Source organism: Streptomyces sp. NPDC096012 (assembly GCF_040426375.1).
Classification (GTDB): Bacteria; Actinomycetota; Actinomycetes; order Streptomycetales; family Streptomycetaceae; genus Streptomyces.
Window position 1 is genome coordinate 37,173 of the sequence record NZ_JBEOTD010000020.1, and the last position, 23,185, is coordinate 60,357.

Genomic DNA, 23,185 nt, shown 5'->3' on the forward strand with positions numbered 1-23,185 from the left:
GCGCGCTCCCACGGGCACGCTGCGATCCGATCAAGATCCAGTGAAGGCCGGTGCGCGAGCCGGTCCGGACGGTGATACTGGGCGGCGAACGGATGACCATGGGGGAGGTCGAGTGACACACCCGCCGAAGAGCAGCGCGGCGCCACCGGTGCCGCGGGCCGCCGCCCCCGGCGTGCCCCCGCAGCGGCCGGTCCCGCCGGCGCCCCCCGTGCCGCCCGTGGCCCCGGCCCGCCGTACCGCCTTCGCCGAGGGTGTGGACCGGCTGCGGGCCGCCGCGACCACCGAGCCCGGGCGGCTGCGGATCATCGGGGCCGTCCTCGCGCTGCTGGTCGTCGCGTTCGGTGCCGTCACCGCCTGGCAGACCGGCGAACGGGCGGCCGCCGCCGACGACGTGCTGCGCCGCAGCCAGCCGCTCAGTTCCGGTGCGGCCGGGATCTACCGTTCGCTGGCGGACGCCAACACGGCGGCCTCCAGCGGCTTCCTCGCGGGCGGCCAGGAGAGCGCCGCCACCCGGGACCGGTACGAGAGGGACATCCGCGGCGCCGCCGGCGGCCTCGTGACCGCCGCGTCGAGCGCCGAGCCCGGCTCGGCCGCCGAGGCGGCCATCACCCGGCTGAACCGGCTGCTGCCCGAGTACAAGGGCCTCATCGAGCGGGCCCGGACCTACAACCGGCAGGGCTACCCCGTGGGCGGCGCCTACCTGCGCTACGCCAACGAGAAGATGCAGCAGGACATGCTCCCGGCGGCCGAGGACCTCTACACCAAGGAGAACCAGCGGCTCGACGCCGACTACGCGGACGCCACGCCCTACCCCTGGGCCGCCATCGCGCTCGGCGTGGTCGCGCTCGCCGCGCTCGGCTGGGCCCAGCACCGCTCGTACCGGCGCACCCACCGCGTCCTCAACCACGGCCTGGTCGCCGGCACCGCCGCCACCACGGTCGTGCTGCTGTGGCTGGTCGTCGGGCACATGGTCGCCCGGTCGGGCCTGGACGGCTCCTACGAGCACGGCATCCGTTCGCTCAGCGTCCTGCACGACGCCCGGATCGCCTCCCTGAAGGCACGCGGGAACGAGAACCTGAGCCTGGTGGCGCGCGGCGCCGAGACCGTCACGGTCGGCGGCAAGGCGTACGACGCCTACTACTACGACTTCGACAAGGACATGGGCGTGCTCGGCAAGCGGCTGACCGAGGCCGGCGCCCTCGCCGACGACGGCGCCGGCACCACGCCGATCAAGGCGGCCGAGGGCAACATGGCGGTGTGGAAGCAGCGTCACGCCTCGGCGCGCGCCGAGGACGAGAACGGCAACTACCAGCAGGCGCTGGACAAGGTGATCGGTGCCAAGGGGGCGACCGGTGAGTGCTTCGACAGCGTCGACGCCAACCTCGCCCGGGCCATCGACCACGAGCAGAGCGAGTTCCAGCAGGCCGCCGGTGACGGGCGGGACGCCATGACGGGGCTGCCGGTGGGTGCGGCCGTCCTCGCGGTGCTGGGCGCGGCCGGCGCCGTGGCCGGCATCGGGCGCAGGCTTTCGGAGTACCGGTGACAGGGGGCAGGGTGATGTACGGGACGCGTGCACGGGCCTCCCTGCGGGGCTGGGGCGGCGTCGGCGCGATGGCGGTGCTGTGCGCGCTGGCGCTGGCGTTCGTGCTGTTGCTGCCCCGCACCCAGACGCCCGCCGAGGGCGGGCCGGCCGGACAGCGGGTGACCACGGGCAGCCAGGCGCGCGCCGACGGCTGCACCGACTCCGAGGCGCAGAAGCAGACCCTCGCCCCGTCCGGCGCGGACGGTCCGACGATCGACGCCATCAAGGGCCGCCCGGGCGCCAGGCGCAAGCTGATCGTCGGCGTCGACCAGAACAGCTACCACTGGGGCTACCGCAACCCGAACACCGAGGGCGCTGAGCTGGAGGGCTTCGACATCGACCTGGTGCACCGGATCGCGCAGGACATCCTCGGGGACCCGGACGCCGTGCAGTTCAAGGCGATCCCGACCAGCCAGCGCATACCGGCCATCCAGGGCGGCCGGGTGGACATGGTCGTGCGGACGATGACGATCACCTGCGACCGGCTGGCCCAGGTGGCCTTCTCGACGCCCTACTTCAAGACCGGTCAGCAGGTGCTCGCGCCCAAGTCGTCAGCCGTCACGGGCTACGACGACTCCCTCGCACACAAGAAGGTGTGCACCGCGGCCGGTTCGACCGCCCACACCAAGCTGGACGCCGACAGGAAGGCCGGCGAGCTGCCCGCCTCCACCGACATCGCCGCCACCGTGCCGAACCAGCTGGACTGCCTGGTCCGGCTGCAACTCGGCGAGGTGGACGCGGTGGTGACCGACGGCGCGCTCGCCGCGAGCCAGGCCGCCCAGGACCCGGCCGTGGAACTCAAGGGCAAGGCGTTCACCACCGAGTACTACGGCGTGGCGATGAAGAAGGACGCCACCGATCTGGTGCGCCGGGTCAACCACATCCTGGCCGACTACCGCGCGCACGGCTGGCAGACGTCGTACGACACCTGGCTGTCGGCGACACTGGGGAAGGACTCGGCGGCCTCCGAGCCGCCCGCGCCGCAGTATCTGCGCACCAGCTGAACCCCGCCAACCACGACAGGCCGACCAGACAGCAGCGAGAGGTGATCGATGGGCGTCACGGACCCCGCCGGGCCGGTGATGGACCGGGACGAGGTGGACCGTGCGCTGGCGCGGCTCGGCCAGGAGCACGAGGCGATCGAGACCTCGCTGCTGGCCCTGCAGGACCACGCGGGCCGCAGACTCCTCGAAGGCGCCGAACTGACCGGTGTGACCAGGGAACGCTGGCAGACCACGGAGAGCCGGATCACCCTGCTGTGGGGGTACTTCGACGCCTACGCGGCCGCGCTGCGCTCCGCCCGCGAGATCCGCTCCCGGCGCCGCTGGTCCAGCCGCGAGGACCTGGTCGAGCTGACCGGGCTGCTGCGCGGCGAGTCCGTCACGGTCGCCGGGGACGGCACGCTGAGCGAGACGTTCTCGCTGACCGCCCTGGTGGACCGGATGAACGAGCTGTACGCGACGAGCCTGGACCTGGTCGTCGCCGCCGACGCGGTCTGGTCGGCGCTGCCCGCGCGGATCGACCTGCTCGCCGCCGAGCTCCAGCGCACCCGCAAGCTCGCCCACTCCGTCGGGGTCCGGCCGGGCGAGCACCCGGCCGGTGACGACCTGGAGCGGATCACCCGCACGCTGACCAGGCTGCGCGAGGAGGTCGTCTCCGACCCGCTGGCGTACTGGGTGCCGGCCGAGGGCAGTTCGGCGCCCGGCGGGGGCCGCCCGGACACCACGGTGTACGACCGTGAGGCGCGCGCCCTGGAGGACGTGCGGCGGGAGATCGACGCCGTGCTGACCGTCCGGCAGGACGCGGAGGCGCGGCTGATCCGGCTGCGGGACCTGCTCTCGCGGGCGGACCGCACCCTCGCCGAGGCCCGCACGGCGCGCGGCGAGGTGCTGGCGAAGATCGCCGCCACCGAGGTGCCCGTCGTCAGCGGGCCGCCGACCGTGCTGCAGGAGCAGCTGGCCACCGCCGCCGAGTACCGCAGGCAGGCACGGTGGCACCGGCTGTCGCCGCTGCTGGAGTCCCTGGAGCAGAAGGCGGAGGACGAACTGCTGCGCGCCCGCGAGTCGTTGACGGCGGTCACCGCGCCGCTCGCGGTCCGCGCCGAACTGCGCGGCCGGCTGGACGCCTACCGGGCGAAGGTGGCCCGGCACGGCCTCGCCGAGGACCCGCTGCTGATCGAGCGCTACGACGCGGCCCGGCGGATGCTGTGGAGCGCGCCCTGCGACCTGCGCGTCGCCGAACAGGCCGTGCTGCGCTACCAGCAGTCGGCCGCCGAGCAGCTCGGCAGCGCCGCCGCGCCGCAGGACCGTGAGGGGGACCGGTCATGAGCCGGCCGGGACAGACCTGTCAGCGGCCGGGCTGCGCGGGGACGTACGAGGACGTCGGGGGCGGCGAGCTGTACTGCGACACCTGCGGACTCGCGCCGGTCGTCGCGGCGGGCGGCATGGTGGGCTCGCCGCCCACCGGAGTCACCAGGGGCTCGGCACAGAGCGGCAGTTCCCGCAGCTCCCGCAGCTCGCGCACGTCCTCCCAGTCGTCGAAGTCGCGCCGCTCGGTGTCCGGGCGGCTCTCCCGGTCCCTGTCGGGACCGTCCACCGGCCGGTCGGTGTCGGTGCGCAGCTCCGGTTCGTCCTCGGGGGCGTCGACCCGCGGCCGGCTGGGCGCCGGGCTGGTCAGCGTGCCCCAGGTGCCGCGGCCCGACCCGCGCGCCATGGTGCTGGACCACCCCGAGGTGCCCGAGCGGAAGCGATTCTGCTCCCGCTCGGACTGCGGGGCGCCGGTCGGCCGGGCCCGCGGGGAGCGCCCCGGGCGGACGGAGGGCTTCTGCACCAAGTGCGGGCACCCGTACTCCTTCGTGCCCAAGCTGAGGGCCGGGGACATCGTGCACGGCCAGTACGAGGTCGCCGGCTGCCTCGCGCACGGCGGGCTCGGCTGGATCTACCTCGCCGTGGACCGGGCGGTCTCCGACCGGTGGGTGGTGCTCAAGGGCCTGCTGGACACCGGCGACCAGGACGCGATGGCCGCCGCCATCTCCGAGCGGCGCTTCCTGGCGGAGATCGAGCACGCCAACATCGTGCGGATCTACAACTTCGTGGAGCACCTGGACCAGCGCACCGGCTCCCTCGACGGCTACATCGTCATGGAGTACGTCGGCGGCAAGTCGCTCAAGGAGATCGCCAACGGCCGCCGCACCGCCGACGGCAGGCGGGACCCGCTGCCGGTGGAACAGGCCTGCGCCTACGGCATCGAGGCCCTGGAGGCGCTCGGCCACCTGCACAGCCGCAACCTGCTCTACTGCGACTTCAAGGTCGACAACGCCATCCAGACCGAGGACCAGCTCAAGCTCATAGACATGGGCGCCGTCCGCCGCATGGACGACGAGGAGTCGGCGATCTACGGCACGGTGGGCTACCAGGCGCCCGAGGTCGCCGAGGTCGGCCCCTCGGTGGCGAGCGACCTGTACACCGTGGGCCGTACCCTCGCGGTGCTCACCTTCGACTTCCAGGGCTACACGAACGTCTTCGCGGACTCCCTGCCCGACCCGGACACCATCGACGTCTTCCGCCGCTACGAGTCCTTCTACCGGCTCCTGGTGCGTGCCACCGACCCCGACCCGGCCCGCCGGTTCGCCTCCGCTCAGGAGATGGCCGAGCAGCTGACCGGTGTGCTGCGCGAGGTCGTCGCGCTGCAGAGCGGGCAGGCCAGGCCCGCGCTGTCGACGCTGTTCGGGCCCGAGGTGCGGGTCGTGGACAGGGAGTTGTTCCCGCGTCTGGACGGCGAGGTGTCCCGGCTGGGTGCCCGGCCGGTGCGGAGTTCCGCGGCCGGTCCCGCCCTTCCCCCGCCGTCCCTCGTCAGGCCGGTCGAGACCCCGGCCGCGGCGCAGGCCCTGCCGGTGCCGCTGGTCGACCCGGGCGACCCCAACGCCGGTTTCCTCGCGGGCCTCATGGCCTCCGCACCGGCCGAGCTGATCAGCGCGCTGGAGGCGGCGCCCACCCGGTCCGTGGAGAGCCGGCTGCGGCAGGTGCGCGCCCGGCTGGAGAGCGGCGACCACCGGGCCGCGCTGGCGAGCCTGGCCGAGCTGGACGAGGAGCGGCCCGACGACTGGCGGGTGGTCTGGTACCGGGGCGTGGCCGCCCTGGTCACCGGCGACTTCGAGGGCGCCGCGCTCGCCTTCGACGCGATCTACGACGCCTTCCCCGGCGAGGCCGCGCCCAAGCTGGCACTGGCCCTGTGCGCGGAGGTGCTGGGCCAGCTGGACAACGCCGCCGAGTACTACCGCCTGGTGTGGGCGACCGACCCGAGCTATGTGAGCGCGGCCTTCGGTCTCGCCCGGGTGCAGCTCGCGGCCGGGGACCGGCGGGGCGCGGTGGCCACGCTGGAGTCGGTGCCGGAGTCGTCCATCCACTACACGGCCGCCCGGGTCGCCGCCGTCCGGGCCCGGCTCAGACAGCGCACGGCGAGCGCCGGTGACGTACCGTTCCTGGACGACCTGACCGCCGCCGCCGGGCAGGTCGAGGCGCTGGACGCGTACGGTCTGGACCCGGTCCGGCGTGAGCGGTTGTCCGCCGAGGTGCTCGGCTGTGCGCTGGACTGGATACTCTCCGGAGGCCAGGACACCGCCCGGCCGGCCCCCGGTGGGCAGGTGCTGCTGGGCACCGGTCTGGACGAGCGGGGCCTGCGCTTCGGACTGGAGCGGGCCTACCGGACGCTGGCCCGGCTGGCGCCCGGCGGCGAGGAGAGGATCGAGCTGGTGGAACGGGCCAACCGTTACCGCCCCCGGACGTGGGTGTAGTTGATGTCGCAGATGCCCCAGCAGACCGCACTGCCGAAGTGCCCGAGCTGCGCGGAGCCCGTCGAGCCGGGTGACCTCTTCTGCGGAGCGTGCGGTCACGACCTTTCGGTGGTGGCCGCTTCTTCGCAGGACCATCCGACCCTCACCATGACCGGCTCGGCCGGGCCCGGGGACGCGGCGGGCTGGCCGGCCGCGGGGCCGCCCGGCTCCGGCGGCACGCCGGCGGCGCACCTGCCGACCGACCTGCCGGGCACCGACTCGGGCGGCCGGCCGCTGCCCGCCGGGGAACCGGGGGAACCGGCGCGACCGGGGGAACCGGCCGCTGCCGGCGTCCGCTTCGACCGGCCCGCCGAGCCCGACGAGTACCCGCTGCAGGCGCCGGACCCGCGCGCGGCCGTCGACGCCGCCGCGGCCGCACCGGACGGCCCGGCCGCGGATCCGGCACAGGTCTGCGTGGCCTGCCGGGCGGGCCGGGTCGACGACGACGGGTACTGCGAGAACTGCGGGCACGCCCAGCCCCGCGAACGCGACCACATGGAGCAGGAGTCGGGCCCGGTCGCCGCCGTCAGCGACCGGGGCCTGCGCCACCACCGCAACGAGGACGCCTTCACCGTCGGCCACACCACCCTGCCCGACGGCGGCCCGGCCGCGCTCGCCGTCGTCTGCGACGGCGTCTCCTCGGCGACCCGCCCCGACGAGGCCTCGCTGGCCGCCTCCCGGGCGGCCGGGGACGTCCTGCTGGCCGCGCTGCCGCGGGGCACGCACCCGCAGCAGGCCATGCACGAGGCGATCGTCGCCGCCGCGCAGGCCGTCAACGCTCTCGCCGAGGAACCCGCCACGGCCCGCGAGCACACCCCGCACCAGAACGCCCCGGCCTGCACGATCGTCGGCGCGGTCGTCACCACCGGGCTGCTGGTCGTCGGCTGGGTCGGCGACAGCCGCGTCTACTGGGTGCCCGCCGACCGCGCCACGCCCCCGGCCCGGCTGACCGAGGACGACTCCTGGGCCGCGCAGATGGTCGCCGCCGGGCTGATGAGCGAGGCCGAGGCGTACGCCGACGAGCGCGCCCACGCGATCACCGGGTGGCTCGGCGCGGACGCCTACGAACTGGAGCCGCACACCGCGGCCTTCAAGCCGGACCGGCCCGGTGTCGTGGTGGTGTGCACCGACGGCCTGTGGAACTACGCCGAGACGGCCGGGGAGATGGCCGAGGTGGTACCCGCGGACGCGGCCGCGCGTCCGCTGCACGGCGCCCGCGTGCTGGTCGGTCACGCCCTGGACGGCGGGGGCCACGACAACGTAACAGTGGCGGTCCTGCCGTTCCCGGCGGCGTCGCAGGGGGAAGTATCGGCCTGAGGCCGTACAAAACGCCGGATCGACGGAAAGCCGCGGCGGGCCGGAGGGGACCGGTCCGCCCACATCCACCGCCTCGCGTCAGCGGGGTGCTTTCAAGGGGGAGTCGAGCAAGCATGGCCAATTTCGCGAAGTCGAACGTGCCGCAGTTCTCGGTGGACGTCTACCAGAACGAGTACCTGCCGGAGGGCGGCCGCGAGGTCGACGCCATCGTCACCGTGACGGCGACGGGCGGCGGCACCGTCGGCAGCGCCGTCGCCGCACCCGTGTACACACCGGGGCAGCGGCCCTCCGCCGCGGTGGCGGTCATGGTCGACTGCTCGGGGTCCATGGACTACCCGTCGACCAAGATGCGCAACGCCCGGGACGCCACGGCCGCCGCCGTCGACACCCTGCGCGACGGCACCCGCTTCACGGTGATCGGCGGCACGCACGTGGCCACGGAGGTCTACCCGGGCGGCGGACGGCTCGCGGTCGCCGACGCCACCACCCGGGAGCAGGCCAAGCAGGCGCTGCGCCGGCTGACCGCGGGCGGCGGTACGGCCATCGGCACCTGGCTGCGGCTCGCCGACCGGCTGCTGTCCTCGGCGGACGTCACCATCCGGCACGGCATCCTGCTGACCGACGGCCGCAACGAACACGAGTCGCCGCAGGATCTGCGGGCCACGCTGGACGCGTGTGCCGGCCGGTTCACCTGCGACGCCCGGGGTGTGGGCACCGACTGGGAAGTGAAAGAAGTCACAGGGATCGCCTCGGCGCTGCTCGGCACCGCCGACATCGTCGCCGATCCGGCGGGCCTGGCCGCCGACTTCACGCGGATGATGGAGTCGGCGATGGGCAAGGAGGTCGCCGACGTCACCCTCAGAGTGTGGACGCCGGTCGGCACCACCATCAGATTCGTCAAGCAAGTCGCCCCCACCGTCGAGGACTTGACCGGCCGGCGCACCGAGGCCGGACCACGCGCCGGGGACTACCCCACCGGCTCCTGGGGCGACGAGTCCCGCGACTACCACCTGTGCGTGGAGGTCCCGTCGGCCGGGCTCGGCCAGGAGATGCTCGCCGCCCGCGTCAGTCTCGTCGTCCCGCAGGCGGACGGCGGGGTGCGGAATCTGGGTGCCCAGGGCCTGGTACGGGCCGTCTGGACCGACGACATGGCGGCCTCCACCTCGATCAACCCCCAAGTCGCGCACTACACGGGGCAGGCGGAACTGGCACAGGCCATCCAGCAAGGACTCGACCTTCGCAAAGTCGGCGATTTCGATGGAGCAACGGCCAAACTGGGGCGCGCGGTTCAGCTCGCGAGCGCCTCGGGGAACGCCGATACTGCGAAACTGCTTGCGAAGGTGGTGGACGTGGTCGACGCGGCGACGGGTACTGTGCGGTTGAAGACGAGGGTCGCGGAGGCCGATGAGATGACTCTGGAGACCCGGTCCACCAAGACTGTTCGAGTGAAGAAGTGACGCTGCCACGCGGCGGCGCATCCAGCCGGACCCTCAGGAGAAGGGGAAGCACCGACATGCCGACCTGCCCGAACGGACACCAGTCGGGTTCCGACGACTGGTGCGAGGTCTGCGGTCACCGCATGGCCGGTGCCGTGCCTCCGCCGCCCCCACCGCCGCCCGCGGGCGGCGGCTACGGATTCCCGCCGGCCCAGGGCAACCAGCCCGGCGGCCGCCCGCAGGCGCCGGGTGCGCCCGAGGCGGAGCTGTGCCCGCAGTGCCGTACGCCCCGGGAGGGCGGCGCGCCGTTCTGCGAGGAGTGCCGGTGGAACTTCCTGACCAACACGGCCACCTCCTACACCCCGGCCGCTCCGCGTCCGCGGCAGCCCCGCTTCGAGCCGCCGAGTGCCACGTACGGAAACGGTGACTCGTACGAGTACCAGGGCTCGCGGCCCTCTCAGGTGAACCGGCCCGCCGAGCCGATCCCGTCCTTCGGCAGCGAGCCGTCCGGCCCGACGCCGTTCGGCGGCGACCGCGGCCCGTCCGGCCCGCCCACCTCACCGGGCCCCTCCGCCTTCGGCGGCGAACGACGCCCCACACCCCCACCGCCCGCCTTCGGCACGGTCCCCGGCCAGAACCAGGGCCCCGGCGCCCCTTCCGCCTTCGGCGGCGGCCAGAGCCAGGTCCCCGGCCAGGCTCAAGGCCCCGGCTCCGGCGGCCCGTCCGGCTTCGGCGAGGCACGGGGACCGGGCCAGGGCCCGGGGTCCGGTGGTCCCTCCGGCTTCGGCGGGGGACCGGGTCGGGGTCCGGACACCGACGGTCCGTCCGGCTTCGGCGGGGGACCGGGTCGGGGTCCGGACACCGACGGTCCGTCCGGCTTCGGCGGGGGTCGGGGTCCCGGTCAGGGGCAGGGTCAAGGTCCCGGTTCCGGCGGGCCTTCCGGGTTCGGTGGAGGTCCTGGCCAGGGCCCCGGACAGGGACCCGGTCAAGGCGCCGGTTTCGGGGGTGGCCCGGGGCAGGGGGCCGGTGGGCCTTCCGGGCAGTCGCCGTTCGGCCGTGAGCCGTCCGGTCCCGGTGGCCGGGTTCCGCCCGGCACTTCCCAGGGTCCCGGCGCTTCCCAGCGTCCCGGCGCGTCCGGTCCCTCCGGCTTCGGGGGCGACCCGTCGCGCGGGGGACCGCCGTCCGCGGGTCCCGGTGGCGCCCCGCAGGCGTTCCAGCAGTCCGGACCGCCCGCTCCCCCCGCCTTCCCGCAGGAGACCGGCCGGCCCACGGCCGGCGTTCCCGGCTCCGGCGGCCCGTCCTTCGGTGGGCCGTCCTTCGGTGGCGGTGACGACGACTGGGTACTCTCCCCGCCGTCGTCCACCGGCCCGTCCGGGCCCGGCCAGGGACCGGGGCAGGGCCCCGGTGGTCAGGGCGGTGGGTACGGCTACCCGCAGCCCGGCGCCGGCTTCCCGCAGGCGCCGCAGCAGCCGGCCACCTGGACCGCGACCATCGGTCCGGACCGCGAGTACTTCATGGCGATGATGCAGCGCTCCGGCCCCGAGGCCGCGGGGCTGAACCTGCCCGCGTACTCGCCCGAGCAGCAGCGCACGCTCACCGGCAACCAGATCACCATCGGCCGCCGCCGGCACTCCACCGGCGACACCCCGGACATCGACCTGGCCGTGCCGCCGGAGGACCCGGGCGTCTCGCACCAGCACGCCGTGCTGGTCCAGCAGCCGGACGGCACCTGGGCGGTCGTCGACCAGAACTCGACGAACGGCACCACGGTCAACGGCTCGGACGAACCGATCCAGCCGTTCGTCCCGGTCCCGCTGCGGGACGGCGACCGCGTGCACGTGGGCGCCTGGACGACGATCACCGTCCACCGGGGCTGAGAACGACCGGCCGACGGGCCGGCCGGGGAGAGTCCGATCCGGGAAGGGCCGGTCCCGGAAGGGCCGGTCCCGGAAGGGCCGGTCCCGGAAGACACTTCGGGGACAGAGCCGGTCCGGGAGACGCGGCCCGGCGAAGCGCCCGCCGGGGAAGCGCCCGTAAAGGAAGGGCTGGTCAAGGGAGGGCTGGTCAAGGGAGGGGCCAGAGATACGGCCCCTCCGGGTCGTCCAGCCAGGCCCAGGCCCGCTTCCCGGCCACCGTGACGCCGTACCGTTCGCGGGCCGGTTCGTCCTCGCGCTCCCACAGCTCGTAGGCCGCCCGCGGTTCGAGGGTGCCCCGGACCAGCGTGAGCATGAAACGGAACAGGGCCCGGTCCGGCAGCCCGGTCAGGGACGCGCCCTCCGGTTCCGCCCGGCCCTCGCCGCGCAGCGGCACGAAGTAGGCGGGCGTGGACAGGAAGCGGCCCTCGGCGTGCTCCGCGTCCCGCACGGTGAGCGCCAGCAGTCCGGTGGCCAGCGGGGTCAGGATGCGGGCGCCGGGCCGGCACTGGGTGAGCCAGGCGCGCGGCACCCTGGGCAGCGCGCAGGTGGCGATGATCCGGTCGAAGGGGGCGCGTTCGGGTACTCCGCGCGCGCCGTCGCCGGTGACGACGGCCGGCCGGTACCCGGCCGCGGTCAGGTGCTGCCGGGCCGATTCGGTGATCTCCGGTTCCAGGTCGATGGTGGTGACCAGGTCGTCGTCGCCCAGCCGGTGCGCGAGCAGGGCCGCGTTGTAGCCGGTGCCGGCGCCGACCTCCAGGACCCGGTCCCCCTCCCCCACCCGCAGGGCGACCAGCATCTGCGCCATCAGGGAGGGCTGGCTGCTGGAGGAGAGCAGCTCGCCGTCGCGCAGCCGGGTGGCCAGCGGCATGTCCTCGTAGGCGCCGCGCACCCAGAGCTCCCGGGCCTCGGCGTCCTGGCTCTCGCGCCAGCGGCGCTCGTAGCCGCCCTGCCCCGTGACGTAGTAGTAGGGCACGAACAGGTGCCGGGGCACCGTCGCGAACGCCTCCCGCCACACCGGTTCCGCCGCCCAGGCGCCGTCGGCGTCGATCTCCCGCACGAGCCCGGCCCGCGCCGCGGCGGCCAGCTCGTCGATCTCGGTGTCGTAGGCGCCCATGGCTCCACAGTAGGGGCGAGCCGTCGTACCCGGGTCCTAGGCCTTGGGTCCTCGGTCACCCGGTCTGAGACCATGTAGGGGTGAATGAGATTCGGCGCGGCACGCTTCAGGAGCAGACCTTCTACGAGCAGGTCGGCGGGGAGGAGACCTTCCGCCGGCTCGTCCACCGGTTCTACGAGGGAGTGGCCGGGGACCCGATCCTGAAGCCGATGTACCCGGAGGAGGACCTCGGCCCCGCCGAGGAGCGGCTGACCCTGTTCCTCATCCAGTACTGGGGCGGCCCCACCAGGTACAGCGAGAACCGCGGCCATCCCCGGCTGCGCATGCGGCACGCCCCGTTCACCGTGGACCGCGCGGCGCACGACGCCTGGCTGAAGCACATGCGGGAGGCCGTCGACGAACTCGGCCTGTCCGAGGAGCACGAGCGGACGCTGTGGAACTACCTCACGTACGCCGCCGCGTCGATGGTGAACACCGCGGACTGATCACCGGGGACTGAACCGGGGGACTGAGCACCGCGGCCCGGGTGGGCACTGGGGCCCCGGCGCGCACCGGGGCCCGGACCACTGGGTCCCGGACACCGCCCGGCGGGCACCGCGGCCGAGGCGCTGCGGCCCGGACACCACCGAGCGAGGCACCGCGGGCCGGGGCGCTGCCGAAACCGCCCGGCGAGGGGATGAGCCTTCAGCGCACGCTGACCCCGAGGGAGCCCAGCCCGGAGCGGCGGACGGCGACGGAGCCGTACGGCGTACGGAGTCTGAGCCACGCTCCCGAGGAGAACAGCCCGGTGTCGGCCGGCTCGGTCCCCGGGCGCAGGAAGCCCAGGGACTGTGCCGCGTGCACGGCCCGCACCGGAAGCCGGGTCCGCCCGATCTGCCGGGACCAGATGTCCGCTCCGATCCGGTCCAGTTCGGCCCGGCCGCGCCGCTCGGGCGCCAGTTCCTCGGTGCGCGAGCGGAACTCGGTGACCGCCGCGGCGACGGTCGCCCGCAGCGTGTCGGGAGCCGGCAGTCCGGGCTCGGGCCGCCAGCCGCCGCGCGGCGGCAGCACACCGGCCCACGGCGGACCGGTGACCGCGTCCGGCACGGCGGCGGTGGCCGCCCGCTCCTCCACGGACTCCAGGAACTCGCCGGCCGAGACGGTGACGTCGAGGGTGAGGTCGAGCCCGTGCTCGTACGGCTTCGCCAGCCGCACCGCGCGGATGGCCAGCACCTCGAAGGACGGCGGCCGTCCGAAGACGGCGAGTGCCGTGCCGGCCGCCTGCAGGCGCACCGCTGCTCCACGGTCGTAGTGGAGCAGCCGGGACAGGAAGGCGGCGAGGTCCGCCGCCTCCGTCTCGTCGCCGAGGTGCAGCACCGTCATGCGGCGACGGCCCGTCCCTCGGCGTCGTCCCGGTACTGCCCGAGGAACTCCCGCTCCTCGGCGGTGATCCGGCGCGGCCGCTGGGTCTCGAAGTCGAACGGGACGATGACCGTCGAGGCCTGCACGTAGACCTGGTCGTCGTCCTTCACCTCGCAGGAGACGGTGAAGGACGCGGCCTTGATCTCCTTGACCCACAGCTCGATGTCCACGGGCGTGGGCCGGTGGACGAGCTGGCGCTTGTAGTCGATCTCGTGGCGTGCCACCACGGACCCCTGCTTGGACTCCTTGCCCCGCAGGGACAGGAAGTCGATGCGGGCCTCCTCCAGATAGCGGAGGAAGACCGCGTTGTTGACATGTCCGTATGCGTCCATGTCGGACCAGCGCAGAGGGCAGCGGTAGATGTGGCGCAAGACCGATCAGCCCCGGGTGAGCTTCTTGTAGGTGGCGCGGTGCGGACGCGCGGCGTCCGCGCCCAGCCGCTCGACCTTGTTCTTCTCGTACGACTCGAAGTTGCCCTCGAACCAGAACCACCTCGACTCACCCTCGTAGGCGAGGATGTGCGTGGCGACCCGGTCCAGGAACCACCGGTCGTGGGAGACGACGACGGCGCAGCCGGGGAAGTCCAGCAGCGCGTTCTCCAGCGACGACAGGGTCTCGACGTCGAGGTCGTTGGTGGGCTCGTCGAGGAGCAGCAGGTTGCCGCCCTGCTTCAGGGTCAGCGCCAGGTTGAGCCGGTTGCGCTCACCGCCGGACAGGACGCCGGTCGGCTTCTGCTGGTCCGGGCCCTTGAAGCCGAAGGCGGACACGTACGCCCGGCTCGGCATCTCGACCTGGCCGACGTTGATGTAGTCGAGCCCGTCGGACACGACCTCCCACAGCGTCTTCTTGGGGTCGAGGTTGGCGCGGGTCTGGTCGACGTAGGAGATCTTGACGGTCTCGCCGACCTTGATGTCGCCGGAGTCCGGCGTCTCCAGGCCCTGGATCATCTTGAACAGCGTGGTCTTGCCGGCGCCGTTCGGGCCGATCACGCCGACGATGCCGTTGCGCGGCAGCGTGAAGCTGAGGCCGTCGACCAGGACCTTCTCACCGAAGGCCTTGTTCAGCTTGTCGACCTCGACGACGACGTTGCCCAGGCGCGGGCCCGGCGGGATCTGGATCTCCTCGAAGTCCAGCTTCCGCATCTTGTCGGCCTCGGCGGCCATCTCCTCGTACCGCGCGAGGCGGGCCTTGGACTTGGCCTGGCGCCCCTTGGCGTTGGAGCGGACCCACTCCAGCTCTTCCTTGAGCCGCTTCTGCCGCTTGGCGTCCTTCTGGCCCTCGACCTTGAGGCGGCTCGCCTTGCTCTCCAGGTACTTGGAGTAGTTGCCCTCGTAGCCGTGCAGTCGGCCGCGGTCGACCTCGCAGATCCAGCCGGCGACGTTGTCCAGGAAGTACCGGTCGTGGGTGACCGCCACGACGGTGCCCGGGTACTTGGCCAGGTGCTGCTCCAGCCAGTTCACCGACTCGGCGTCGAGGTGGTTGGTGGGCTCGTCGAGGAGCAGCAGGTCGGGCTGCTCCAGCAGCAGCTTGCAGAGCGCGACGCGGCGCTTCTCACCACCGGAGAGGTTGGTGACGGGCCAGTCGCCGGGCGGGCAGCCCAGCGCGTCCATGGCCTGCTCGAGCTGGGCGTCGAGGTCCCACGCGTTGGCGTGGTCCAGCTCCTCCTGGAGCTTGCCCATCTCGTCGAGCAGCGCGTCGGAGTAGTCGGTCGCCATCAGCTCGGCGATCTCGTTGAACCGGTCGAGCTTGCCCTTGACCTCGGCGACACCCTCCTGGACGTTCTCCAGGACGGTCTTCTCCTCGTTCAGCGGGGGCTCCTGCAGCAGGATGCCGACGCTGTAACCGGGCGAGAGGAAGGCGTCACCGTTGGACGGCTGCTCCAGCCCCGCCATGATCTTCAGCACGGTCGACTTACCGGCGCCGTTCGGACCGACGACGCCGATCTTCGCCCCCGGCAGGAAGCTCAGGGTGACGTCGTCGAGGATCACCTTGTCGCCGTGCGCTTTGCGCGCCTTGCGCATGGTGTAAATGAACTCAGCCAAGAGAAACCGTCCGGCAGCTTGAAATCTGGCAGTGGGCAGATACACCCCATCTTGCCGTACCGCCACCCCTGAGCGGAAACCCGTTAGGCACGGGGGCTCTGAACTGGGGTTTCGCGCTCGGCGCCGTTGCCTCACCTGTCGCCGTCGGTCGTCATCGATCGGCCTCGGGCACCCTCGCACGACCAGAGACGGCCCGGCGTGGGCACGGATCAAGCACTGGAGGGGCAGGCTCAAACCAAACCCATGGGGCATCGGGCGGCAGGCTCGCCGTCGACCCGCGTCGTACCCGATGAAGTCCTCGTACGCGATGGGTGTCCGGCGCGGTCGACGGCTCGGCGGGCGATCAGCCGGTGGCCGTCGATGCCCGCCCCGGTCGAGAGGCCGGGACCTCTTCGGTGGTGGGGGCCTGCGTCGCGCGGTGATGGGCTCGGCGCGCCAGGCCCTGCCGGTGGTCCTGTGTGTGCCGCGCCGCCTCCTGGCCCGCGCTGCGCTGGTTCATCAACAGGTCAAGGGCTGATCGGTGTACGGCCAAGCCGCCGTATGGGTTCCGTGCGCACCCTGATCGGCACCCCGACATAGGAGGATTTGCTCCGATGCTCGCTGGCTACTGTGGTCGGGCTCCATCATCCACGGGGAACCACGGGGGAAGAGGTGACGGCGGTGGGAGCGCCGATACGTTCGCGTCTGTTCGACTACGCCGAGCCGGATTCGGTCGCTCCGTCCAGACCGGCGCCCGAGCCGCAGCGATCGCGTTTGCTGGACTTCGTCGAGGAGGCGCCGCCCGGGCGGCATGATGCGGACGACCGTCCGGGACCGAAGCCGGGTGTTCCGGCCTATCACACGCCGGTGTTCGTCCCGGCCCATCCGCGGTCTGTGGTCGCGACGGGCGCCGGGGGCAGCCTGGCCCGCGTGCCGTTCATCGTCTTCGAGCTCTTCGCGCACCCCTCGCACGGCACTGTGGCCTTCGCTTTCACCACGCCGGAGAAGCTGGTGGAGGCGCTCGGGGAGTCACAGCCGTGGGTCGCCACGTCCATCGGCCCGCTTGCCGAGGGGGTCCGTGAACAGGGCGTCGGTGTCCTGTTCGACCCGCGGGTCGTTCCCGGACACCACAACTGGCAGCCGGAAGACCTGGCCGCCTACGCCCAGGAGGTGCGCTGATGTCGGCTGACTTCAAGGCGATCTACGGCGACCTCAGCACGATGGCGACGACGTTCCACGACCAGGCCACCGAGTGGCGCAGGCTGCACTCGGACGTGGCGCCGCCCATGGGCAGCGGGGGCGATCCGGGACTGGACCACGCGATCAAGGAGGTCGCCGACCTCATCATCGGGCTGCACATCGGCCTGGCGGACAGGTTGGACGAGCACGGGGACAAGGTCGGATACGCGCGGGACTCCTTCCACCGGCACGACATCGACGTGCATGGGCTGTTCGACGACCTGCATCTGGAGGAGGGCTGATGGGCGACAGCTGGGTCGGCGGCGACATCGGCGCGCTGCGCACGATGTCCGACACGTACAAGAACGCCAAGGAAAAGCTCGACGGCGTGGTGAAGCCGCTCACCCGTGTCGTCGACGAGCTGGCCACCGACGCCAGCTGGAAGGGCGAAGCCGCGAGCACCTTCCGTGGGCAGTGGACGGCCGACGCGATCACGGCCGGCGCCTTCGCCACTCTCGTGTACGACGCGGGCAAGATACTCGGAGACCTTGCCGACGCCCTCTCCACCTGCGACACCGCTCTGAAGAACGCCGAGCACGTCGCCACGCGCAAGGGCGTGCCGACGGGGGGAGGAGGCGTCGTCGCTCCGACCGTCACCTCCGACCCCACGACGGCGGCCGCCGTGAAGGAGTACGAGACGGCCCGCACCGAGATCCTGCACACTGCGCAGCATGCCCGGCTGGTGGCAGCGGACAAGTTGCGGGGGTTGTACCTGCAGGTCACGAAGAAGGATTCCTCGGTGTCCACGGGCGACAAGATCACCATCGACGACTTCCTGCGCGGCCTGTACGCCTACTCCGCCGAGGACACCCGGGCCGACGGCAAGAAGGCCCGCACCCAGATAGACGCGGCCAAGGCCGAGGAGCGGGCCGCCAAGAAGCAACTCAAAGCCGAACGCAGGGTGTTCCAGCAGCAGGGCCGCAGGATGCCCGACGATCTCCCCGCCAAGAGCGCTTACGACGATGCGGTAGGCAAGGTCAAGGCGCTGGAAGACGACATCCTGGCTGCCGACCACGGCGGCGACAGGCTGCCGCTTGACCGCGCGCTGAACGTCAAGATGGTCGACGCGGCGCATGCGTTGCGTGTCGGGGAGGGCGTCGAGAAACTCCCGGACTTCCTGAAGGAGGTCCCCGTCCTCGACGTCGCCGCGGCAGGCGCCTGCGGTCTGCTGGAGGCGAAGGACGACCACGACAAGGGCTGGTCCTGGCAGCACTCCATCGTCGTGGACGGCGGCGCCGCGCTCGGCGGCCTGGCCGTCGGCGCGGCCATCACAGCGGCACTCCCGGTGGAGGGTGCCGCCGCCGTCTGCGTGGTGGGCACGGGGGTGATCATTGGTGCTACCGGCATCATCGACCACTCGTTCCACGAGCACTGGAGCGAGGACATCCACGACCACGGTGTGGTCGGCGGTCTCCTGCACGGCTCCGGCCACGTCCTCTCGCAGACAGGGGACGACTTCGTACGACTGAAGGACGACGTCTGGCATGGCATCAAGAGCTTCCTCTGACACGGCCGCTTCCCGAAACCCGGTTCAGATCCCGTCCCTACCGGGGCTCGGCACCTCCTGGTACAAGCGCGGAGTGCGCTACTGGCTGCGCAGGGTCTTCACGGGACTTCTCTGGCTCGCCTTGCTGGCCTTTCTCGGTTACATCGTGGTCCGGCTCTACCAGTCGTTCCGAGTCGACCTGTCGTCCACTCTGCGCCTGGTGTGGGACTGTGCACAGGTGGCCCTGTCCTGTGTGGCGCTGGTCTCGGGATGGGTGGCAGGGCGCCGACGGCACGAGAAGGCGCTCCTGGACCCACCCACGCCGACAGAGACCCGTGCGGCGCGACGTACGCGGGCCGGCCGCAATGTGGGGCTGGCCTTCGTAGCCCGCATCCTCTGGCTGGTCGTGATGCCCGTCATGCCTGCGGTGTTCGCGTACGCCATCGGCGAGTTCCTCGTCGTCCTGACCGTTCGGGAGTCCGCCGCCGAGGTCGGCGCCCGCGCATGGGTGGAGAAGCATCGGTTGGGATCTTGACGACGAGATCGGCCCGGATCCCGTCCGCCGCCGCGCCGTCCCGCTGCCCCCGGACCGTGATCAGGGCGAGCGTTACGCTGCCGCCCGCGAGCACGGCAGGCACGCCCTCCGCCACTTCCACGCCTCGGTCCTCCTGGACGCCGGAGAAAGCATCAAGGCCCTGAGTCCCTACCTCGGCCACAGCGATCCGGGGTTCACCCTCCGCGTCTCCACGCACCGCATGCCGTCCAGTGAGACGCGGCGGATCAAGAACTGGAGACGCTAGCCCGGCACCGGACCCGTGGGGCATCGGGCGACAGGCTCGCCGCCGGCCCCGACAGTCTTGGTGATGCTGGCACGCGGTCTGTTGACGGTGCGGTCCATACGGCGTTGGATCTTCCCTGCCCGTGCGGGTGTACGGGTAGAGAGCTGGGACGATGACCGAGGACGCCAGACCCGGGCTGATAAGGGTGGCGTACTTCCAGCGGGCGTGCGCATTGATGATGGGCGGCGGCACGGTACTGTCCGAAGGGTTGCTCCTGGTCTTGATCGGTACGGCTCGCCGGCTGGAGACCCTCCTGGTGGGAGCAGTTGCGGTGGCTCTTGTGTCCCTGGTGCTACTGCCGCTGCGCTTCCGTCTCCGCGCCCGGCTTCGCCGCACGTACGAGCATGCCGTGCGGATCGACGGCGCCGAAGAACAAGCGCACACCGGCCAGAACGCGGCGCAGCGGCTGTCGCTGCGGCGCACGGCCGGATTCGTGGGTGGAGCGGTCTGTTGGATGACGCTCATCGGCCTGGCATCGCATCAGCTGATGCCGCCGCTCATGCTGGTTCCGGTGGCCGTGGCCCAGTGGGCGCAGTCCCGGGCGACCGCGAGATGGGAGCGGGTGAACGGGGCAGACCTGTGGCAGACCGTGCCCGGGCTGCTGGGTGCCCGAGGCCCGGTGTTTCGTGTGCCGGCAGAGCGCCGTATCTGAAACCACGGCCTTGGGGGCCGCCACTCCCCGCACCATTTCAGGAGCGAGGTGGGGCGACCCTGCGCGTGACCTGCGGATTCGCTACCCCGTGTCGGGCCTGGCCGAACTCGTCCCCGTGAACCCAGGTTCCCCGAGAGTCCGTCCGTTCTGGCACGAGAGCGGCACGATCCTGGGGCCGTGCCTCGGCCTCGCTGGGAACTTGGGTCATCTGGCTCCGCACCTGATCGACCGCACAGTTCCCAGTCGCTGCGGCGCGGGTGACGCCGGTCAGGCGTCCGTCTGTTCGCGCTTGCGGAGCAGTACCAGGACCGCGCCGCCGATGACGACCAGGCCGATCGCCACCCCCGCGATCAGCGAGGTGATCGCGGAGCCGCCGGTCGCGGCCAGGTCGGTGCTGTCCGCGGCGGCGACGCCACCCACCGTGGCCGGGCCCGGCTGGTTGTGGATCCGGGTGGTCCCGGTCATGATCGCGCCCTGCGTCTTGCAGTCGAGGACCCCGGTGAAGCGGTGGCTGAAGCCGTTCGGGCCGGTGATCGTGAAGTCGTACGCCTGGTCCTCCTGGAGCGGAACGGTCACCGTGCGGGAGGCGCCCGCGGCGATGGTCTGCTCGGTGCCCATCAGCTCGAAGGTGAACGGCTCGTCGCCCTTGTTGGACGCGACGACGTCCACTCCGCCCCTGGCGCAGTTCCTGCGCGCCGACACCGCCGGTATGGCGCCCTTGGCCGCCCAGGTGGCCGTCGCCGTGGCGGAGACCGTCGACTCGCTGGAACCGGCGAGGATCTGGGTCTGGCTGCGGCTGTCGGAGGCGAACGCACGGCCCACGGGCACCGTGGTCGACCCCTGCAGGGTCAGCTGGGCGCTGCCCGCCGCCGCGGCCTCGGGGACGTGGAAGTAGAGGCGGCTGCCGTCCTTGGCGGAGGTGAGCACCTTGCCGGTCTTGTCGGTGATCCGCACCCCACTGCCGGCCGCGTCCGCCGGGGCGCTCACCGCGACCGCGTCCGCGTTGGTGTGCACGGTCACCGGCCCGAGCAGGTCTCCCGACCGTCCGGAGACAGCGGGCGGGTCCAGGGTGAGGGAGGCCTGCGGCTCGCCGAGGTTCCCGGCGGTCTTCTGCAGGTAGTCCGCGAGCTTCTCGGCCTGCGGGTCGACGGCGTCGACCTTCGCGCCGTCCGAGTAGCGCCAGATGGCCACCTGCGTGCCGGCGGCCGCGTCCTGCTCGGTGAGGCTGCCCACGCCCGCCCGCCGGGCCAGTTCGGCGAGGTCGTTGACCTGGGGGTAGGAGTTCTGCAGGATCCAGCCGATCTTGCCGGCGTCCCTGTTGGCGCCCAGCGACGTGCCGTTCCAGGACGTCTCCTGGTACCGGGCGTCACGCTGGGTGGGATTGTGGAGGTCCACGCAGTACGTCTGCAGCGTGCCGCCGCCGTCCACGGACATCTCGAACAGCCCCGCCGAGACCCGCTGATCGACGCCGTCCCCGTGGATCACGGCCTCGCCGTAGGTCTTCAGGCCGTTGATCGTGGCCGTCGCCCCGCCCTGGGCCTGCGGAGTCCCGTCGGCCGCTGCCGTACCGGCGCCGGACAGCACACCGGCCGCGACGAGACCCGACACCGCGGCGAGGGCGGTCAGGCGGGCCGCTCCGGCGGACCGGCGCAATCCAGAGAGCGAAGAAAACACAGAATTCCCCTCCGAGCAGGACCCGTTGGACGTGGGGGGCGGTCCCACCAGCAGAATGAGCGGCCCCAAGGGGCACGCCCGGCATCCTATGGATCAGGCGGAGCATGACCGGCCCGTCGGATCATCCGACGGCCGATCCGATCCGTAATCGTTATCGCGAGAGCCGTTCGCGAGCTGGGCGTATCGACAAATCCACCTGCTGCAGGGGGTGTTCGGGCCGGAGTTCACCGGCACGCCTTGCCCGGAGCGGCACGCCTTGCCCGGAGCGGTACGACCAAGAGCGGCCGCGACGCCCAGCATCGGCCGCGAACGTCCACGAGCGCTCCGGGCGGCTCCCGGGCTGCCACGGGCGGCCATGTGCTGCCACGGGCAGCCACGGGCTCGACGTCGCCCGAGTATCGCCTCGCCCAGCCGGAGTTGACGGTTCGCCTGACGTCACGTCACCGCGATTGCCTCCGCCCCGGCTTGGATCGCATGGCCGTCCGGTGCGTCACCCGGGCGCGGTGTCTCCCAGTTCGGCTCCGGGCGGGCCGCCGCCGGTGGTGTCTCCGGTTTGGCCGCGCGGTGGAAGACCGCGGTGCCGCGGGCCAGGTCATGGCCGATCGCCACGGCGTCGATGTCGGCGGACGCCCACTGCTGCTGGCCTTCGCGCACTTCCGTGCGCACCTTCAGCCGGCCCTGCACCACCACGGGCTGGCCCACCTCCACCGAGGCGGACACGTTGACCGCGAGCTGGCGGTTGGCCCACACCGTGAAGAAGTTGGTGTGTCCGTCCGTCCAGACGCTCTTCTCCCGGTCCCAGTAGCGGGCGGTGACCGCCAACCGGAACCGGGCCGACGGACCCGCCGGCGACTCCCGGTACACCGGCGGGGTCGCCACGTTGCCCACCACACAGACGACGGTCTCGTTCATGCCCTCGCTCCCCTCCCCCGGCCGGTCCCAGCCGGCCGGGCGGACACGCGTACGGGCCCTTCCCGTACGGCTGCGTCTGCCGTGCCGGCACGTACGACTGCCGTACGCGCCCGCACAACCAGCCGACCGCCGCACCCCCGCCCTTCCTCCGGGCGGACCCGCCGTGCGATCGACGTGGCCTCAGACTGCCTCCGCCGGGCCGAGCCCGCTGAGCGCTGTGGACGACCGTGCCATCTGTGGAAAACCCCGCCACCCGCACGAGTGGCGCCTCTCCCGGTACCCCCTCGCCCACCCCACGCCACCCCAGCCCATCCCGCCCCCCGCGGACCACCCACTACGGCGGACCACTCACTACGGCGGACCACCCGCGGCACCCCACCCACGATGGCGGCCCGCCTACGCCACGACACTCACGGTGGCGGCCCGCCTACAGCCGCCACGCACCTCACCCCGTGGCTCCCCACTGGCCCCGGCCACCCGGCCCACGGCGGGCTCATCGGACCCGGAACTCCCCGCTCCCACGACGGCCCGTCGGATCCGAGACACCCCATCCCCCACGACGGCCCACCGGACCCGAGACACCCCGTCCCCACGCCGGCCCACCGGACCCGACGAACTCCGTCCCCACGACTGCCCACCGGACCCGACGAACTCCGTCCCCACGACTGCCCACCGAACCCGACGAACTCCGTCCCCACGACTGCCCACCGAACCCGAGACGCCCCGTCCCCACGACGGCCCGTCCGACCCGGACACGCGGCTCCA

20 protein-coding genes and 2 pseudogenes are annotated in these 23,185 nt (G+C 72.5%); 15 read left to right on the forward strand and 7 right to left on the reverse strand.

Going from position 1 to position 23,185, the window contains the following annotated elements; translation table 11 throughout:
- Positions 1 to 112 precede the first annotated feature (112 nt).
- Genes ABVB68_RS20185 through ABVB68_RS20195 form a run of 3 tightly spaced genes read left to right on the forward strand, consistent with a single transcriptional unit; the run spans position 113 to position 3,909 of the window.
- Complete coding sequence (locus ABVB68_RS20185; protein ID WP_503006202.1) at positions 113 to 1,543, forward strand: GlnX family signal transduction membrane protein; 1,431 nt, start codon at positions 113 to 115, stop codon at positions 1,541 to 1,543.
- Between the two features lie 14 nt (positions 1,544 to 1,557).
- A complete protein-coding gene (locus ABVB68_RS20190; RefSeq protein WP_353602467.1) occupies positions 1,558 to 2,586 on the forward strand; it encodes a glutamate ABC transporter substrate-binding protein in 1,029 nt (342 codons plus the stop codon).
- Between the two features lie 48 nt (positions 2,587 to 2,634).
- Positions 2,635 to 3,909 carry a coiled-coil domain-containing protein gene (locus tag ABVB68_RS20195; RefSeq protein ID WP_353602468.1) on the forward strand — a complete coding sequence of 425 codons (1,275 nt, stop codon included), beginning with the start codon at positions 2,635 to 2,637 and terminating at the stop codon, positions 3,907 to 3,909.
- A gap of 19 nt (positions 3,910 to 3,928) precedes the next feature.
- On the opposite strand, the gene ABVB68_RS36970 is transcribed toward ABVB68_RS20195, so the two are convergent.
- Entirely contained in the window at positions 3,929 to 4,294 is a 366-nt protein-coding gene (locus tag ABVB68_RS36970; RefSeq protein WP_503006203.1) for a hypothetical protein, read from the reverse strand.
- Here ABVB68_RS36970 and ABVB68_RS36975 point away from each other — a divergent pair.
- From ABVB68_RS36975 to ABVB68_RS20215, 5 genes and pseudogenes are all read left to right on the forward strand, one after another.
- A pseudogene (locus ABVB68_RS36975) lies at positions 4,269 to 4,388 on the forward strand (serine/threonine protein kinase); the annotation flags it as partial. The gene ABVB68_RS36970 and the pseudogene ABVB68_RS36975 overlap by 26 nt on opposite strands.
- A gap of 75 nt (positions 4,389 to 4,463) precedes the next feature.
- Positions 4,464 to 6,374 (forward strand): serine/threonine protein kinase, encoded by a 1,911-nt coding sequence (locus tag ABVB68_RS20200; RefSeq protein ID WP_503006205.1) that lies wholly within the window; start codon positions 4,464 to 4,466, stop codon positions 6,372 to 6,374.
- A gap of 3 nt (positions 6,375 to 6,377) precedes the next feature.
- Positions 6,378 to 7,730 (forward strand): PP2C family protein-serine/threonine phosphatase, encoded by a 1,353-nt coding sequence (locus tag ABVB68_RS20205; protein WP_353602470.1) that lies wholly within the window; start codon positions 6,378 to 6,380, stop codon positions 7,728 to 7,730.
- Positions 7,731 to 7,843: 113 nt separating this feature from the next.
- Positions 7,844 to 9,187: a vWA domain-containing protein gene (locus ABVB68_RS20210; RefSeq protein ID WP_353602471.1), complete on the forward strand. Its 1,344-nt coding sequence runs from the start codon at positions 7,844 to 7,846 to the stop codon at positions 9,185 to 9,187.
- A 56-nt stretch (positions 9,188 to 9,243) separates the two neighbouring features.
- A complete protein-coding gene (locus ABVB68_RS20215; protein WP_353602472.1) occupies positions 9,244 to 11,043 on the forward strand; it encodes an FHA domain-containing protein in 1,800 nt (599 codons plus the stop codon).
- 187 nt (positions 11,044 to 11,230) lie between these two features.
- Here the strand turns inward: ABVB68_RS20215 and ABVB68_RS20220 are convergent, their stop codons facing one another.
- A complete protein-coding gene (locus ABVB68_RS20220) occupies positions 11,231 to 12,196 on the reverse strand; it encodes a methyltransferase domain-containing protein (protein WP_353602473.1) in 966 nt (321 codons plus the stop codon).
- A gap of 80 nt (positions 12,197 to 12,276) precedes the next feature.
- Here ABVB68_RS20220 and ABVB68_RS20225 point away from each other — a divergent pair, with 80 nt between their 5' ends.
- Positions 12,277 to 12,681, forward strand: a complete 405-nt coding sequence (locus tag ABVB68_RS20225; RefSeq protein ID WP_353602474.1) for a globin — start codon at positions 12,277 to 12,279, stop codon at positions 12,679 to 12,681.
- 199 nt (positions 12,682 to 12,880) lie between these two features.
- Here the strand turns inward: ABVB68_RS20225 and ABVB68_RS20230 are convergent, their stop codons facing one another.
- From ABVB68_RS20230 to ettA, 3 genes are read right to left on the reverse strand one after another with little or no spacing between them, the layout of a single operon-like run.
- Positions 12,881 to 13,558 carry a DUF8185 domain-containing protein gene (locus tag ABVB68_RS20230; RefSeq protein WP_353602475.1) on the reverse strand — a complete coding sequence of 226 codons (678 nt, stop codon included), beginning with the start codon at positions 13,556 to 13,558 and terminating at the stop codon, positions 12,881 to 12,883.
- Positions 13,555 to 13,968, reverse strand: coding sequence for an acyl-CoA thioesterase (locus ABVB68_RS20235; RefSeq protein WP_353602476.1), 414 nt, complete (start codon positions 13,966 to 13,968; stop codon positions 13,555 to 13,557). Before ABVB68_RS20235 ends, ABVB68_RS20230 begins: the two co-directional genes overlap by 4 nt.
- A 6-nt stretch (positions 13,969 to 13,974) precedes the next feature.
- Entirely contained in the window at positions 13,975 to 15,639 is a 1,665-nt protein-coding gene (gene ettA, locus ABVB68_RS20240) for an energy-dependent translational throttle protein EttA (RefSeq protein ID WP_353602477.1), read from the reverse strand.
- Positions 15,640 to 16,290: 651 nt separating this feature from the next.
- Here ettA and ABVB68_RS20245 point away from each other — a divergent pair.
- From ABVB68_RS20245 to ABVB68_RS20270, 6 genes and pseudogenes are all read left to right on the forward strand, one after another.
- The gene (locus tag ABVB68_RS20245; RefSeq protein WP_353602478.1) at positions 16,291 to 16,797 is read left to right on the forward strand and encodes an SAV_915 family protein; all 507 of its coding nucleotides are present in this window, start codon (positions 16,291 to 16,293) and stop codon (positions 16,795 to 16,797) included.
- Positions 16,797 to 17,099 carry a DUF6317 family protein gene (locus ABVB68_RS20250; RefSeq protein WP_353602479.1) on the forward strand — a complete coding sequence of 101 codons (303 nt, stop codon included), beginning with the start codon at positions 16,797 to 16,799 and terminating at the stop codon, positions 17,097 to 17,099. The genes ABVB68_RS20245 and ABVB68_RS20250 overlap by 1 nt, the downstream gene beginning before the upstream one ends.
- A complete protein-coding gene (locus ABVB68_RS20255) occupies positions 17,099 to 18,364 on the forward strand; it encodes a WXG100 family type VII secretion target (protein WP_353602480.1) in 1,266 nt (421 codons plus the stop codon). The genes ABVB68_RS20250 and ABVB68_RS20255 overlap by 1 nt, the downstream gene beginning before the upstream one ends.
- 73 nt (positions 18,365 to 18,437) lie before the next feature.
- Positions 18,438 to 18,878: a hypothetical protein gene (locus ABVB68_RS20260; RefSeq protein ID WP_353602481.1), complete on the forward strand. Its 441-nt coding sequence runs from the start codon at positions 18,438 to 18,440 to the stop codon at positions 18,876 to 18,878.
- A 64-nt stretch (positions 18,879 to 18,942) separates the two neighbouring features.
- A pseudogene (locus ABVB68_RS20265) lies at positions 18,943 to 19,143 on the forward strand (tyrosine-type recombinase/integrase); the annotation flags it as partial.
- Between the two features lie 151 nt (positions 19,144 to 19,294).
- The gene (locus tag ABVB68_RS20270) at positions 19,295 to 19,834 is read left to right on the forward strand and encodes a hypothetical protein (protein WP_353602482.1); all 540 of its coding nucleotides are present in this window, start codon (positions 19,295 to 19,297) and stop codon (positions 19,832 to 19,834) included.
- 267 nt (positions 19,835 to 20,101) lie between these two features.
- Here ABVB68_RS20270 and ABVB68_RS20275 read toward each other — a convergent pair whose 3' ends face one another.
- Both ABVB68_RS20275 and ABVB68_RS20280 read right to left on the reverse strand, forming a co-directional pair.
- A complete protein-coding gene (locus ABVB68_RS20275) occupies positions 20,102 to 21,487 on the reverse strand; it encodes a Cys-Gln thioester bond-forming surface protein (protein WP_353602483.1) in 1,386 nt (461 codons plus the stop codon).
- A 456-nt stretch (positions 21,488 to 21,943) separates the two neighbouring features.
- Positions 21,944 to 22,420, reverse strand: a complete 477-nt coding sequence (locus ABVB68_RS20280) for a single-stranded DNA-binding protein (RefSeq protein ID WP_353602484.1) — start codon at positions 22,418 to 22,420, stop codon at positions 21,944 to 21,946.
- Positions 22,421 to 23,185: the final 765 nt, after the last annotated feature.

Coding starts and splice junctions, on each gene's coding strand:
- ABVB68_RS20205 (WP_353602470.1), top strand. CDS start 6,378: ATGTCGCAGATGCCCCAGCAGACCGCACTGCCGAAGTGCCCGAGCTGC.
- ABVB68_RS20210 (WP_353602471.1), top strand. CDS start 7,844: ATGGCCAATTTCGCGAAGTCGAACGTGCCGCAGTTCTCGGTGGACGTC.
- ABVB68_RS20250 (WP_353602479.1), top strand. CDS start 16,797: ATGTCGGCTGACTTCAAGGCGATCTACGGCGACCTCAGCACGATGGCG.
- ABVB68_RS20220 (WP_353602473.1), bottom strand. CDS start 12,196: ATGGGCGCCTACGACACCGAGATCGACGAGCTGGCCGCCGCGGCGCGG.
- ABVB68_RS36970 (WP_503006203.1), bottom strand. CDS start 4,294: ATGGCGCGCGGGTCGGGCCGCGGCACCTGGGGCACGCTGACCAGCCCG.
- ABVB68_RS20270 (WP_353602482.1), top strand. CDS start 19,295: ATGACCGAGGACGCCAGACCCGGGCTGATAAGGGTGGCGTACTTCCAG.
- ABVB68_RS20280 (WP_353602484.1), bottom strand. CDS start 22,420: ATGAACGAGACCGTCGTCTGTGTGGTGGGCAACGTGGCGACCCCGCCG.
- ABVB68_RS20230 (WP_353602475.1), bottom strand. CDS start 13,558: ATGACGGTGCTGCACCTCGGCGACGAGACGGAGGCGGCGGACCTCGCC.
- ABVB68_RS20255 (WP_353602480.1), top strand. CDS start 17,099: ATGGGCGACAGCTGGGTCGGCGGCGACATCGGCGCGCTGCGCACGATG.
- ABVB68_RS20190 (WP_353602467.1), top strand. CDS start 1,558: ATGTACGGGACGCGTGCACGGGCCTCCCTGCGGGGCTGGGGCGGCGTC.
- ABVB68_RS20195 (WP_353602468.1), top strand. CDS start 2,635: ATGGGCGTCACGGACCCCGCCGGGCCGGTGATGGACCGGGACGAGGTG.
- ABVB68_RS20215 (WP_353602472.1), top strand. CDS start 9,244: ATGCCGACCTGCCCGAACGGACACCAGTCGGGTTCCGACGACTGGTGC.